Below are 13,857 nucleotides of genomic sequence, written 5' to 3' on the forward strand. Positions count from 1 at the left end.
ACAGTATAATTCATACACATCACTCACATATTCAGTTAGAAGCATCATCCATTAAACGCCAGACACAAAAAAGGCGCAGATGATCCGCGCCTTTGGTATTGGTTTATCCTGAGGAACTTACGACGTCTTGAACTGCGCTACAGCTTGGTCCATATCATTCGCTTGCTCTGCGACTTTATCGACTTCAATCAAACAGTGTTGAGCTGATGCATTGTTATCATTAGAGATGGTGTTCAGCTCTGTAATGGAATCACTCACTTGTGCCATTACAGCACCCTGCTCTTCAATTGCTGACGCGATACGTTCAGAGTTACCCTGAATGCTCTGCATGTCACTTAAGATAAGTTGCAGGCTAGCATCCAGCTCTTCTGAATCTTTAAGCGTTAGCTGGCCTTGCTGGTTACACTCGCCAATTTCAGTCATCGATGCCTGCATCTGGCTTTGAATCGCACTTACCACCGAGGTTATCTCTGTCGTCGACTGATGTGTTCTGCTTGCTAGTGCGCGTACTTCATCTGCTACCACTGCGAAGCCACGCCCTTGCTCACCGGCACGTGCTGCTTCAATTGCAGCGTTCAACGCTAGTAGGTTAGTTTGTTCAGCAATGCCTTGGATAATGTTGACTGCATCACCGATTTGATCAACATGATGGTTCAGTGAGCTGATTGAATCTTGGCTGCTTGATAGACGTTCAGACAACTGAGTAATGTTGTTGATGGTATCGACCACCACTTCACGCCCCTTGTCTGCGTTCACTTTCGCTTGTTGAACGCCTTCTGCAGCAACTGAAGTACTTTCTGAAATTTCACCAATCGTTAATACCATCTCTTGAACGGATGTTGTCATGGTTGAGGTGTGGTTGGCTTGAACTTCAAACTGTTTGATTACTGACTCAAGCTCATCATGCATATTAGAGGTACTTTGAGTCAGTTGTAGAGACTTAGATTGAGAGGCAGAAATCAAGCCTTCAAGCTGATCAAGCAATTGGTTGAAGTATTGACCTAAGGTGCTCAACTCATCTTTACCATCAAGGTGTGAACGTATTGACACATCGTTGGAATCGACAATATTGCGGATCACTGAAAGTAGTGATTCAATTTTACCAATGATAGAGCGAACGATTAACCAGCTGAACAAAATGATCGACACAAGCAATGTGACGCAAAGGATGTTGTTGATCAGCGATAGTTTGTCCATCTCCTTTTGAGTTTCTTGGTCGAGCACTGCTGAAAACTCTTTAAACTGAGTCTCAATCACATGTGAACCAGAGCGTGCTTCCCCAAGAAGGCCCTCATTGTGCTTAAGTCCAATAACTTTCTTCTGTTCAACCACTTGCTTTGCTGTCTCTAGCAAGGCACTCGAGCTTAAAGAAAGCATGCTCGGATCAAAGGTACCCTTTTCAATCAGATCATTAAAAAGATAGAACTCTACTTTTTGCTCAGCGCTCGCGGTTGCACTCATGCTATCTAGCACTTCATGAAACAGTCCCAAAAGACCTTTGTCTCTCGTGAGTCCATAGACTTCCGTTGCTTTTACCAGTTCAACGAAACTCGTATGGTACGTCTCGATGTCTTCACGTAAGTGTGTGCTGTTTACCAACCCTAGATCATTCAGAACCACATTGAGCTGTGACTCTGAAGCCAAAAACTTGTTGTAGTTCACGTCGAACTTATCTAGGTATTTCATATCATTTCGCAACAAGAAGTCTTTCTCGTTACGGCGCAGGTTAAGCAGGCGAACTTCGAGTTCTTTGGTGATTTGTTTAGCTTCGCTCATTTGAGCAGTCGTATCTGCGAATTGTGAAGTGGTGAACAGCAATGAAACCATGCCGAAAATGGAAAACATTCCCAATGAATAGAGCTTTTTCTTTATATCCATAGATGTGACTCGTCTTTACTAAATTTAGGTATCTAAGGCTGGGCGTCTGACTGTTTTATCTCGCCCATGCTATTTCGTTATTTTTATCTTTTTACCAATAATGGGCGCTTTACAGAGGCTGTCTTGCCCCTATATTTCGCCATTGCACATTCATTGAAAATGCAAATAGCAAAACCCATTAAAGTTAAAATTATCAATAACACAAATTAGTACGATGTACATTAGCAAGATTATAAAATTGGGATACAAAGGTTTCTCATGTTTGATACAAACGTTAAAAACATCTCTGACACCTTTTAAATAAAGGGATTTGGAGATTTTCTCACCGCCCCTTTTGTTTAGATCACTTCCAAGTGATAAGTACTTAATTTTAAAAAACAAGTCACTAATCAATGAGCGTTGTAACCGCTCGCCAAATAGCAATAGGCCGACATCACTGTCGGCTTTGTAAGTTCATCTTGTGACACACAAATTCGCACGCCCTTGGATGCGAGCGAATAACCTGGAACACGTTAAAAAGCTTTCACCATTTGGGTTAAGCACTTCAATAGCACCGCTTTGTCTTGTTCTTCTATGCCTTGGGTTAGCTCATTGACGAGATTTAGGTGAAGTTGGTTATGGTGAACGTGGATCTTTTGCCCTTCACCAGTCAAAGCAACCACAATTGCTCGTCGATCAGTTGGGTGCTCATGACGTTCAATCAACTCTGCTTTTACCAGCTTCTCAATTTGAACAGTGAGTGTGCCTGTTGTGATACCAAGCTTTTCAGCAAGCTCTTTCATTCGCAACGCGCCATGCATACCCAACACTTCAATCGTATGGACCTGTGCGAGCGAGTAACCCGTTTCTTTAACAACGGATTGCTCCCACGAAGACATTTTGTCGTAGAACTCAGTCAATATTTGGTTAAGCTGTTCTATGTTTTGCATGGCCGTTTGAGTGCACTTCAAGAGTAAGATGATTTATCTTATCAAACTTGGCGAGCATTTGTTTATAATCAGAAACGGATTTGTCACTGATTGATTCAAGAGTAATCGCCGCTGAATAGTGATGCCCGCTCACCTTCCACATGTGAAAATCTGTCACAGAAGCATAAGGTGATAGCGTCTCGATCACCGAATCACGATATTCCTGATGAATGTTTTCATCCAATAAGATTGGGCTAGTCTGCTTCATGAGGTTCATGGTCCACTTGGCAATGACCAGCGCGCCGACCATCCCCATCACTGCATCTAACCAGTTCCAACCATAAAACTTACCAAACAGCAGCGCGACAATTGCGAGTAACGACGTTAACGTATCCGCTAGAACGTGCATATACGCAGCACGCAGATTGTGGTCATGATGATGGCCGTTGTGACTATGATGATGTTCTTCTCCATGGTTATGGGAATGCCCGTGAGCGTGTCCATGATCATGGTCGTGATGGTGGTCCCCCAGCAAAAACATGCTGACAACATTCACCACAAGACCAATACAAGCCACAATAATCGCTTCATTAAATTGAATGGTTTGAGGGTTGAACAAGCGATGTATCGATTCCACCAGCATCAAAAGAGCCACAATACCCAAAGCAATCGCGCTGGTGTAGCCCCCTAACACACTCACTTTACCTGTACCAAAAGAGAAACGAGCACTATCGGCATGTTTTCTTGCGTAACGATAAGCAAACAAAGTGATGCCAAACGCTGCTGCGTGTGTGCCCATGTGCCAACCATCTGCAAGCAATGCCATCGAACCATAAACCGTACCTGCAATGATTTCGATAAACATAGTCGTGACTGTCAGTAGCAGGACATAAAAAGTGCGCTTTTCACCTTGGCTGTTATGTGAAGAGAAGTTGTGTTGATGGTGGGTTGAAAAGCTCAAATTGGTGTCCTTAGCTTGTGTTCAAAGTTAATGCTACTGATCAGTCAAACTACTTTGACGAACAAGTAGTTTGACTATCAAATTAATATCATTAAATTTAGTTTGATAGTCAAACATTGTCAAGACGGTATTTCTTGTGACGTAAACGGCAGCGACAAAAAAGCCCACATGGAGTGGGCTTGGATTCTTCTATAGAAAGGTACGCGAGCTATCTTGATAAGCTAATCAACGTTTGTTTGTAGCAATGTAATCTCATCATTCACCCATCCCAAAAGTTGCTTTGTGGCTTTCGATAAGACTTGGTTCTGCCTTACGATATAACCAAGGCTGGTGCTAGAAAAGTTGATTAATGGCGTAACCTTGGACTTAAGGTGTTGCTTAGTTGAGATCGCAAACTCAGGAATGATAGCGACACCAAACCCCGCCTCCGCCCAGTCAATTTGTGCGTCGACGCTCCCTACTTCCATGACTCTGTGATTGGGTAGATTCAAACTGGGTAAACCTTCATCGATGAAGTCACGCGTTCTCGTATCATGACCCAGAAGGATCAAGGTCAGTTCAGAATCGACTTCATCATTCTGAGTATCATTATCCTTTGAATTGTCAGAATTTTGAGGATCCAAACCATCCCCTAGTGCACACCATGATAACTCTTGAAGCTTGGCAAAATAGAGCGACTCGTTCTGCTGCTCTTTCGCAATCACAAAGCCAAGGTCAGCCTTAGCGTTCTTCACCAAACTCGATGCTTGAGATGAGGTGGTATTGAGCAATGTGAGGTCGATGCCCGGGTATTGCGCTTTAAATTTCTGGAAAGGACGAATCAATAAAAATCGAGAGATAATGTCACTAACCGCAATGGTTAGCGTGCCAATTTTGAGGTCATTAATCGCATTGAGATCAGCCTGACATACCTGCAACTCAAGCAAGGTTCTTTGGCTGGTCTCTAAGAGCCTTTCGCCCGCTTGAGTTAGCTGAAATGGGCTTCTTTCTATCAGCTTGATGCGTGTCAGTTGTTCAAGTTGTTTTAAATGCAAGCTTACATTTGGCTGTGTCATATGTAGAGCGTTGGCCGCCTTACCGAAATGTTTGTGTTCGGCTAACGTCACAAACGTGTTCAACAAATTAATATCAAGCATCATCTTCTCTCTTGTGTTACTTCCAATTGTTCGGCACTAAAAATGCGTCACTCTCTATTTCACAGTCCCACTGCTCCGTCATTCCCTACGGTAAGGAACGAACGTGATAGGGAATCTCGCTTGGGGTTTGAGATTCCTGATACCTCGTTCCTCGGTTCTGGAATGACGCTAACAAAAACGAGTGAACGTTCGGTTAATCACATCCGAAGCAAAGAGCTACAAACGCGTGACTCTCTATATTCACAATCCACCAGTTCAGCCATTCCCTACAGTGAGGAACGAACGTGATAGGGAATCTCGCTTGGGGTTTGAGATTCCTGATACCTCGTTCCTCGGTTCTGGAATGACGCTAACAAATCGAGTGAACATTCGGTTCATCACTACCAAAGCAAAAAACTAAAAACGCGTCACTCTCTATTTCACAGTCCCGCTGCTCCGTCATTCCCTACTGTAAGGAACGAACGTAATAAGGGATCTCGCTTGTGGTTTGAGATTCCTGATACCTCGTTCCTCGGTTCTGGAATGACGCTAACAAATCGAGTGAACGTTCGGTTAATCACCCCCAAAACAAAGAACTACAAACGCGTCACTCTCTATTTCACAGTCCCGCTGCTCCGTCATTCCCTACGGTAAGGAGCGAACGTGATAGGGAATCTTATTTGTGGTTAAGACTTTAGAGCCATATGGAATCCTTATCAAGATTATAAAGATAATTAATTTCTCTTATCCACGTCGCAGCACTAACATGATTTCTCAATCAGTCAGGAGATAAACTTATGCCATCTATCGTTGTTGTGGGTGCAAACTGGGGTGACGAAGGCAAAGGCCGCATCGTCGATTTTTTAGCAGCTGAAGCATCTGCGAGCATCCGTTTCCAAGGCGGAAACAATGCTGGTCATACCGTGGTTAACGACTTCGGTACATTCAAACTGCACCAACTTCCTAGTGGTATTTTTAACCCTGACTGTACCGCCGTTCTAGGCCCAGGTATGGTGATTAGCCCTGCGGCACTAAGCCAAGAGATTGAAGAAGTTAAAGCGGCAAACATTGACGTGAAACTTGCTATCTCTGATCGCGCAACACTCTGCCTACCATTACATGCACTAGAAGATACGCTTGAAGAAGAACGCTTAGGTGATGCTGCTTACGGTTCGACTCGTCAAGGTATCGCGCCAGCATACGGCGACCGTGTGATGAAAAAAGGCATCCTTGTGGGCTGGCTAAATCAACCAGAAGTTCTTGAGCAACGCATTCAATTCATGCTTGATTGGAAGATGCCTCAACTCAATGCGCTTTACCCTAAATGTGACTTCACTCAGACTGCTTCTGAGATGACGGAGTGGCTACTTGAAGTGACTAAAGCGTGGCGTCCATTCATTTGTAACGTGACTGAGCCTCTTAAAGCCCTCCAAGCACAAGACGCAAACCTACTGTTTGAAGCTCAGCTCGGTGCGGGTCGTGATTTGGTTTACGGTGAATACCCTTGGACAACCTCATCAAATGTAACTGCAGCATACGCAGGTATCGGTAGTGGCTTACCAGCCCTTCGCCCTGAACGTATTATTGCAGTTGCTAAAGCATTCAGTTCTTCTGTGGGTACAGGTACTCTAGTTACGGCGATGGAAGAACAAGACAGCTTCCGCGAAAGCTCAAATGAATACGGTGCTACAACCGGTCGTCCACGTGATATGGGTTACTTTGATGCTGTTGCGACGCGTAACGGCGTTGAGCTTCAAGCGGCGACAGAAATCGCTCTCACTAAGATCGATTGCCTATCTGGCTTGGCTGAACTTAAGATCTGTACGGCTTACTCAGGTGAGCACACAGAGAACCCAATTTGGCCACAAACGGCTGAGCTTAAACCTGTTTACGAAGATATGGCAGGCTGGGACGAAGACATCACGGGTTGTCGCACCTTTGAAAGCCTCCCTCAAGCTGCGCAAGATTACGTAACTCGTATCGAAGAGCTGATGGGTGTACCAGTTGTAATGGTATCGGTTGGTCCTGAGCGCGATCAGATGATCATTCGAGCTTAGTCTTAGACAAATTAAACAAGCAAAAGCCCACATTAGTGGGCTTTTTAGTATCTGCGATTTGCACCTAGAAGCGATAAGATCTACAGCTTATTTTTCTTATTGCGATACATGTTCTCGTCTGATGACTTGATCAAGTTTATGATGTTCAAACTTTGAGAATCAGAAGTTCCACACCCGTAGGAAAACCCTAATGGAACATCATCATCACCGCGAAACCCTTCAATGAACTCATGAAAATCTGCATGAATTTTTCGAACCAATTCACAAGCGTATCCGGGATCTTCTGAGTGAATAACAACAATGAACTCATCACCACCCACTCTCGCCGGTATCGTGTTGTATTTGATGTGGTTTCTTATGCACGAAGCAAAGCCAGAAATATAGTCGTCACCTTTAAAATGCCCGTAAGTATCATTGATGTACTTTAAATTATCCAAGTCAAAATAGAGACAAACGATCTCTCCATCATCAATGTTTGCTTTGTTGAACTCATGAAAGAACCCTCTTCGATTGAGCAACATCGTCATGATGTCGAAGTGGCTGTTTTTATATAAAATCCGGCTTTCTTCTTTCAAGAGGATTTCAGACCGTAGCAAGGTTGAAATGTTCTCAATCAGGCTTACTTGGCTGTCCGTGTACTGGGTCGGGCTTAAGTCGAACACAAATAAAATAGCAAACACTTCGCCGTCTATGCCACTTACGGGGATGCCACAAAAGGACTTGTAGTTGTCAGTTTCCCTCTCAGAGTTTGATTCGCCACAAGCACAACCACTCAAATAAACCGTGCGATTCTCTTTATATACATATTCACAAAAGCAACTAATTCGACTCTTATGTAACTCGCATAACTTGGTTGAAGAGCACAAAACGCTCTCAAAACCCAAACAAGTAAAATCGGAGACCGTGATGATCCCCGCATTCGATGCGTCCATGATGTCGCATATGTTGTCCAATATAGATATCCAAGTATCTACATCGATATTGTTTTCCATCCCTTCGGGAGAGAACTTATCAAAAAGCATTAATATTTCTTTAGTTTCAAACGATTAAATGTTGTTGAATATTCATTAGCGTCCGTTATAACAAAAACTCTAAGGGCTCTGAATTTAAGCAGGCTTACTGTGACCAAGGACGACAGTAATTAGCGACACCCGGCCGCTAATCCCCTGCTTGACTCTCTATATCGCGCTAGTTAAAAAGCTAAGAGGCATTAATACTCCTAGTTTGTTAATTCAACAGCGTCCTTTGAGGCCGATATTTCCACACGTCTGTTGTTTGCTCTTCCCTCTACGGTTTCATTAGAGGCGATAGGCTTGCTTTCTCCGAATGAACGAATGACCAAGCGATGCTTGTCTACACCATCTACGGTGAGCGCATCCGAAGTCGTCAACGCCCTTTGCATACCAAGAGCTTGGTTGTAGCCTTCATCACCAGTGCTGTCTGTGTGCCCATCCACCGTGACCGAACTGCCACTGGTTTGTAATTCAATAGCGAGCTGGCTCAGTGCTTTGCTGCCCATTGGTGTTAGACTGTGTTGGTCAAAACCAAAGTGGATTCGAGCCAACAATCCGTGGCGCTCTTGGCTGCTGATCCAAGTCTTACATCCGGTTTTATTGATACCTAGACTCGATTGACGGGCTAATGCCTGTTTCAACTCGTTGCTATCGGATTGCTGTTCTATTTGTAGCGCCCCCAACCTGTGCTGCGCGACACCAACAACATCATCAACTCTCACACTGTGTTGATATTCACTGAATGCCGTGTCGCAATAAACGTTTATCCCGTCCTCCGCATTGGCGTGAAGGCTAAATTGCAATGTCGACAGGACAATGGAACCGATCATTAACTTTTTCATATTTTCCTCTAATACAACTTAGTGATGCCGCTTGTTTTTGAGCCTTTACGGATGAGTTCTTCTATCTTTTCAATCAATTCATCAAGGTTAGATACGTCGATGATGTCTTCATTTGGGTCGATAACACAGTCTTGAAAACCGCTTTGCTGAGAAGCACGGAAGTCGATACCGATGACACCAATATATAAGCCAGGTATCTCCTCTCTTGCTTTGTCACACATGCCTCTATCAACAAGCCCTTTAAGAATGCCGTTATTAGGGCTTTCCTGACCATCACTCAAAATAAGCAACATCTTGATTTTCTTGTTGTATGCTTGCTGTTCTTCGTCATCCGAGCTATTTGGATCGCCATCCTTAAGGATTTGAGAGCCTCTTAAGATCCCTTGAAAGGCGGCGGTACCACCGTCTGCCCACATAGAACTAATCGGGTTTAGATCGGACAATTTGTTCGATAATCGAATGTTTTTAAACTGCGTTGAACTTGAAGAACCATGAGCGTTAAAAAGATCCGTTCCATTCACACCATAGAAGTTGGGTCTTAACCCCGACTTGTCCGTAAACATCGTGGCTACAGACGTCGATAAATCAACATAGTTGTATACGTCAGCAACGTGATAGTTATCTAAATAGATCACATCCTTGATGCGCTTAGCGTACTTTTGATTGTCCGATTTTGGGCTTGGGCAGTAGGACTGCCAATTCGCGCAATTAAGTACCTCATTCTGCGAATACGCACGCCAATAATCCCAATTAACATCATTGTAAGAATAAGGGGACACGTTGGGTTTATAATTGGGTTTATAACTCAACTGACTGGTCGCGTTCGCTCGACCACCTGAGACGATTTCCCTCGTTCTCACATTAAAAGGCACAAAGCCCACTCGGTTAAGTAGCTTATCTCCGGTGGTGTCTTCTCCAGGTTCATCACACACCTCTTTCCACTCACCATCGACGTACTCTAAGTCAGTCGATGTGCACAGGATCTTGCTAGATATCTGATCGATGGCCGTTTTCAAATCATCAATTTTTTTATGACGACTTGACCCCCACCTATCATCCATCGAGCCGGAAAAGTCTGATACGAACACTATGTCGATGTTGTTATCACCAAGGTAAACGGGGTACTTTCGCGCTAATGAGCGCCCAGCAAGATCTTGCTGCTCATCAAACGAAGGGATAAAACTGCTCGCAAACCAAGAGTCATGAGTGGTCTTTGCATTAACCGTGTATTGGATATATTCAAGAATCCCTGCCCCCTCATCTTCAGCTTGATGAAATCTCTGTGCAGAAAGATTGGTAGACTTAATGTCCCTCACGTAATTCTCGACATATTGAGTTGCTAATCCACGCGCAAGATCAGGCTGATCTTCAATAGTCACCGCTATTGCCGCAGCCTCTGCGGAATCTCTAAGTCGACTGGTCTCTTGCACGTAGCGTGTACCTTCGACTGCCCAAAAGGTCATTCCCATGATAGGAACAAGCAATAAGCCCATCCATACTGCGGCGACACCTTGCTGTCTTTGTAGACTGAGATACTGACGATTGATATGACGTTCATGCTGAATTTTCATTTCATTATCTCCCAGGCATGATAGAAGAAGAGGCAATCTTAACCGTGGTACTCGTGCCATCATTAAAGAACGGCTTGAACCAAGAGCTTTCCTCTTCGCAAAGGCTAACGCGATACAAGGGGTAAACAACGCCCTTATCTACCGGCGCTAAATCCGCATGGTCAATAATTGAATCCGTCTGGCAATTTAAGCTTCTGAACTTACTGCTACTAAACTCAGCGACATTACTGTTGTTCGTTAACGACTCGATCTTGATTGCCACATTGTCTACGGGTGTATTGAGCATTCGGCTTGCTACCTTCGTCATGTCTTGTAATTCTGAGTTAGTCACAGACAGGTTCTGCCCCGCCAATACATCTGCTTCAAAATAACGCGTGCGTTCTTTAATCACGTTCACCAAAGCAAAGCTGGACCTATCGAGCTTTGCGCGTGCGAGCAGTTGATGGCTTAAATCGGCGCCAAAAAGATAAACGCCCCACAACGCGACAAGGATGAACAGCAACTCAACGGTAAAAGAACCTTGTTGGCGATTTCCATAAAACGCTCCTGGGTTACGGCGCATCATCGTTCCACCCCTCGTGTTCTAAGTTCAAAACCATGGTGCGTGAAATATCTCTATCTGCTGCACCAGCCAATTTAATGATTGGTGTGTAGCGATAAGTCACGGTAATTTCGGCCAGATCGTAATTGAAGTTCAAACCTTGGTCCGAATGCCCTCTGTTCTCAACAAAATCGTCGTAGGTTTTGAAATACTGACCCTTTATCGAGAAGCGTGAGCCATCAATTAAAAAGCTCCATAGATTGTCGTCATCTTCAATCAAGCTTCGGAACTTGTTCTCGTATTGCTCATTGATCCCTTTACCTTCATAGATCTTGGTATTTCTGATCGTTTCTCTAAGCGAGTATTCGGTCATGTTTACAACGTAGATTTGGTAGCTCGACTCAAAGATCGCAAAGGTTGCGAAGAACAGCACCAGAGCCCCTAAAACAAACTCAATCGCCGTCACCCCTTTCTGCTTATTAAGACGCTTCATCACTCACTCCCAGTTGAGTCAATTCAGCAGCAATCACTTGAATTTCTTGCGCCGAAAAGTCGCCTTTAAGTAGCTTTTGGGCCGAATCAATCTGCTGAGTTTTCATCAATGCTATCGCCAAGTTCGCTTTTACAATCTGATTGGTTGGTTCTTCTTTCAACACTGGCGCTAATGTTTCAATCGCCTGCTGGAACTCACCATTAGCCATCTGGATCATCGCGATGTTGTTCTTAACCACTACATCGTTATAACCACGTAAGCGTGCCAGATTCAGCTCTTGATATGCTTTCTCATACTGACCAATTTTTGTATATGACACGCCGAGTAATACGTGAATTTGACCAGATCTGTTGCCGGCCTCAACAGATGCGATATAAGCAGCTATCGCACTATCCGTGTCATTTTTGGCATCGAATACTTGCCCTTCTAACTGATAAAGGTCTGGGTTTTCGATGCCCTCTTTTTTCAGGTGTTGAGCGTAAAAATCTGCGGATTCGATGTCGCCTTTATAGAAGTACGCCCATGCTAGTTTCTGTTTCACCACTGGATCTTGGGAGCCTTGCTCAAGCTGAGATTTGTAATGGTTAATGAGACCGTCGTAGTTTTTGACCTTCTCCATACTTGTCACCTCGGCAAGCTGGTGGTCTTGCTCGGAAGGTGTCGATTGGCACCCGGCTAACAGGCTTAGCGTTAGCAGCATCAGGTACATCGTTATTTTATTCATGCTTCACGCCCCTAGATACTCAATGTCATTTGCATGATGCTCGGTGCGAGAATCAAGATGACGATCGGAAACATGATGAAAAGAATCAACGGCACACTCATCTTTGCTGAGAGCTTACCTACCTTTTCTTCAACCGTGAGGATTTGAACTTTTCGCATATCCTCAGCAAGGTCACTGAGTGTTTGCGCGACAGAAGTACCGTATTGCAAGTTCTGAATAATCGTCAGAACAAAGCTTCGAACGGCGGGAGTTGGAATACGCTCAGTCAAATCGTTCAATGCCTTCTCTACACCATGTATCTTGGCAGAATCAGAGGTACGCTTAATTTGGTAGCAAAGGTCGGAATCAAACTCGGCCAGCTCTTTACCCAAGTACACTAAAGATGCCTCTATTGTCATACCGGTTTGTACACATACCGACATCATGTCGAGTAAATAAGGGAGCTGTGCTGAGGTTTTGCTGATCAACATCTTGCGTCGCATTTGTAGCAAGGTATCCGGAACAACAATCACCGCAATTAGAGAGACAATCACCACCAGCAATTTGTTGGTCGATGTCATGTCCCCTAACAGAACCAAACCTGAAACAAGGCCTAACACCAACACCTTGGCTGGAAAGTAAAACTTGGCCCATTCGGTGTTGTAATAACCTGCTTCTATTAATTTCTGTTCAAGTTCATGTCTATGCTCCTTACCAAATCGAACAAAGAAGCGGTTCATGCGCGAAGGTGGTTTAATGGCATCCCCCCCAATATACGCAGCAACCTTCTTTTGCCTTTGATCGGCACGCACCGACTCAATAATCAAAAAGAGCAGCGAAAAAAACAGAACGATAAGCGAAGCTAGTATCATCATGCTCGTACACCTCTTACTAATAGCCAAACGATGAACAAGCCGAAAAGCTCACTGCCAAGTACGTAAAACAACACCACACGACCTGATTCGTCATACAGGACATAATTGACATTGTCGGGGTTTACATAATTCAGAATTATCATAAAAACCAAAGGTATAGCGGCAACAATCTTGGCGGAGATCCTCGCTTCCGAAGTCATCGCCATCTTCTTTTTTTCTAACGTTCTGGAATCCACTAGTACACGAATCAATCGAGCTAACACACCTTTGAGCTGCCCACCGCGCGCAATATTGGCTCTAAGCGTCACGGTGAAGAACAAAAACTCTGGATACGGGTAGTTTTTGCACGATCGCTTAAGCACCACTTCTGGCGATTCACCTAATTTCAATCGGTCGCCCATCAGCTTAAATTCACGCCCGATAGGGTTGTCCATCACTTCACCAACATAACTAATGGCTTGCATCAAACTGTCACCCGCCGTCACGGCACTCATCAGAATGTTCAACGCATCTGGGAAGGTATTCTCGAAATCTCGACGCCTTCTGGTCACCAAGAAGCGGTAACCGAAAAAGGAAAAAATCGAAGCCAACACAGGTACCCACCAGGAGTTTGTCATCGAAAGCAGGTCAATCACGATGTACCACGAGGCAATTAAACTGCCCGTAATGTATAACGCGATGTACAAGGTAGAACGCGGACCCAACACCATCAAGGTCGGTGAAATAGACTCTTTGAACGTGTGCCAGCTCTGTTTACGAACCAATGATTTCACGTTAATAGCGTTAAAGTTTTCCGCTTCCGCTTCTTCAATATTGAAGAATTGATTGACCTTTTTTACCTTTGAATCCCGAATCAAAAGCAGCACAAAAGCGAATAGGATCAACGAAATCCACAGCATG

Annotated in this window: 13 protein-coding genes; 1 reads left to right on the top strand and 12 read right to left on the bottom strand. The window is 44.3% G+C overall.

Annotation, left to right across the window (positions count from 1 at the left end; translation table 11 throughout):
• Positions 1-117: 117 nt before the first annotated feature.
• The 4 genes from OH460_RS21020 to OH460_RS21035 all read right to left on the bottom strand — a co-directional run bounded on the left by OH460_RS21020 (position 118) and on the right by OH460_RS21035 (position 4,886).
• The gene (locus OH460_RS21020) at positions 118-1,827 is read right to left on the bottom strand and encodes a methyl-accepting chemotaxis protein (RefSeq protein ID WP_269999475.1); all 1,710 of its coding nucleotides are present in this window, start codon (positions 1,825-1,827) and stop codon (positions 118-120) included.
• A 563-nt stretch (positions 1,828-2,390) separates the two neighbouring features.
• Positions 2,391-2,807, bottom strand: coding sequence for a MarR family winged helix-turn-helix transcriptional regulator (locus tag OH460_RS21025; protein WP_061031436.1), 417 nt, complete (start codon positions 2,805-2,807; stop codon positions 2,391-2,393).
• Positions 2,785-3,747 (bottom strand): CDF family Co(II)/Ni(II) efflux transporter DmeF, encoded by a 963-nt coding sequence (gene dmeF / locus OH460_RS21030; RefSeq protein WP_269999434.1) that lies wholly within the window; start codon positions 3,745-3,747, stop codon positions 2,785-2,787. Before dmeF ends, OH460_RS21025 begins: the two co-directional genes overlap by 23 nt.
• 221 nt (positions 3,748-3,968) lie before the next feature.
• Positions 3,969-4,886, bottom strand: a complete 918-nt coding sequence (locus OH460_RS21035) for a LysR family transcriptional regulator (protein ID WP_269999436.1) — start codon at positions 4,884-4,886, stop codon at positions 3,969-3,971.
• A gap of 773 nt (positions 4,887-5,659) precedes the next feature.
• Between OH460_RS21035 and OH460_RS21040 the strand changes: the two genes are divergently transcribed.
• Positions 5,660-6,919: an adenylosuccinate synthase gene (locus OH460_RS21040; protein WP_269999437.1), complete on the top strand. Its 1,260-nt coding sequence runs from the start codon at positions 5,660-5,662 to the stop codon at positions 6,917-6,919.
• Between the two features lie 80 nt (positions 6,920-6,999).
• On the opposite strand, the gene OH460_RS21045 is transcribed toward OH460_RS21040, so the two are convergent.
• From OH460_RS21045 to OH460_RS21080, 8 genes are all read right to left on the bottom strand, one after another.
• Positions 7,000-7,941 carry a sensor domain-containing diguanylate cyclase gene (locus OH460_RS21045; protein ID WP_269999438.1) on the bottom strand — a complete coding sequence of 314 codons (942 nt, stop codon included), beginning with the start codon at positions 7,939-7,941 and terminating at the stop codon, positions 7,000-7,002.
• A 197-nt stretch (positions 7,942-8,138) separates the two neighbouring features.
• Positions 8,139-8,774, bottom strand: a complete 636-nt coding sequence (locus OH460_RS21050) for an OmpA family protein (RefSeq protein WP_269999439.1) — start codon at positions 8,772-8,774, stop codon at positions 8,139-8,141.
• 8 nt (positions 8,775-8,782) lie between these two features.
• Positions 8,783-10,345, bottom strand: a complete 1,563-nt coding sequence (locus OH460_RS21055; RefSeq protein ID WP_269999441.1) for a TadE/TadG family type IV pilus assembly protein — start codon at positions 10,343-10,345, stop codon at positions 8,783-8,785.
• Positions 10,346-10,349: 4 nt separating this feature from the next.
• A complete protein-coding gene (tadF, locus tag OH460_RS21060) occupies positions 10,350-10,907 on the bottom strand; it encodes a tight adherence pilus pseudopilin TadF (protein WP_105057041.1) in 558 nt (185 codons plus the stop codon).
• Positions 10,897-11,379 (bottom strand): TadE/TadG family type IV pilus assembly protein, encoded by a 483-nt coding sequence (locus OH460_RS21065; RefSeq protein ID WP_008217623.1) that lies wholly within the window; start codon positions 11,377-11,379, stop codon positions 10,897-10,899. Before OH460_RS21065 ends, tadF begins: the two co-directional genes overlap by 11 nt.
• Entirely contained in the window at positions 11,366-12,103 is a 738-nt protein-coding gene (locus OH460_RS21070; RefSeq protein ID WP_269999443.1) for a tetratricopeptide repeat protein, read from the bottom strand. Before OH460_RS21070 ends, OH460_RS21065 begins: the two co-directional genes overlap by 14 nt.
• 11 nt (positions 12,104-12,114) lie before the next feature.
• The gene (locus OH460_RS21075) at positions 12,115-12,957 is read right to left on the bottom strand and encodes a type II secretion system F family protein (protein WP_116870464.1); all 843 of its coding nucleotides are present in this window, start codon (positions 12,955-12,957) and stop codon (positions 12,115-12,117) included.
• A complete protein-coding gene (locus OH460_RS21080) occupies positions 12,954-13,856 on the bottom strand; it encodes a type II secretion system F family protein (RefSeq protein ID WP_105057037.1) in 903 nt (300 codons plus the stop codon). Before OH460_RS21080 ends, OH460_RS21075 begins: the two co-directional genes overlap by 4 nt.
• Position 13,857: the final 1 nt, after the last annotated feature.

This window comes from Vibrio sp. Makdt (assembly GCF_027587015.1).
Taxonomy (GTDB): Bacteria; Pseudomonadota; Gammaproteobacteria; order Enterobacterales; family Vibrionaceae; genus Vibrio; species Vibrio chagasii_B.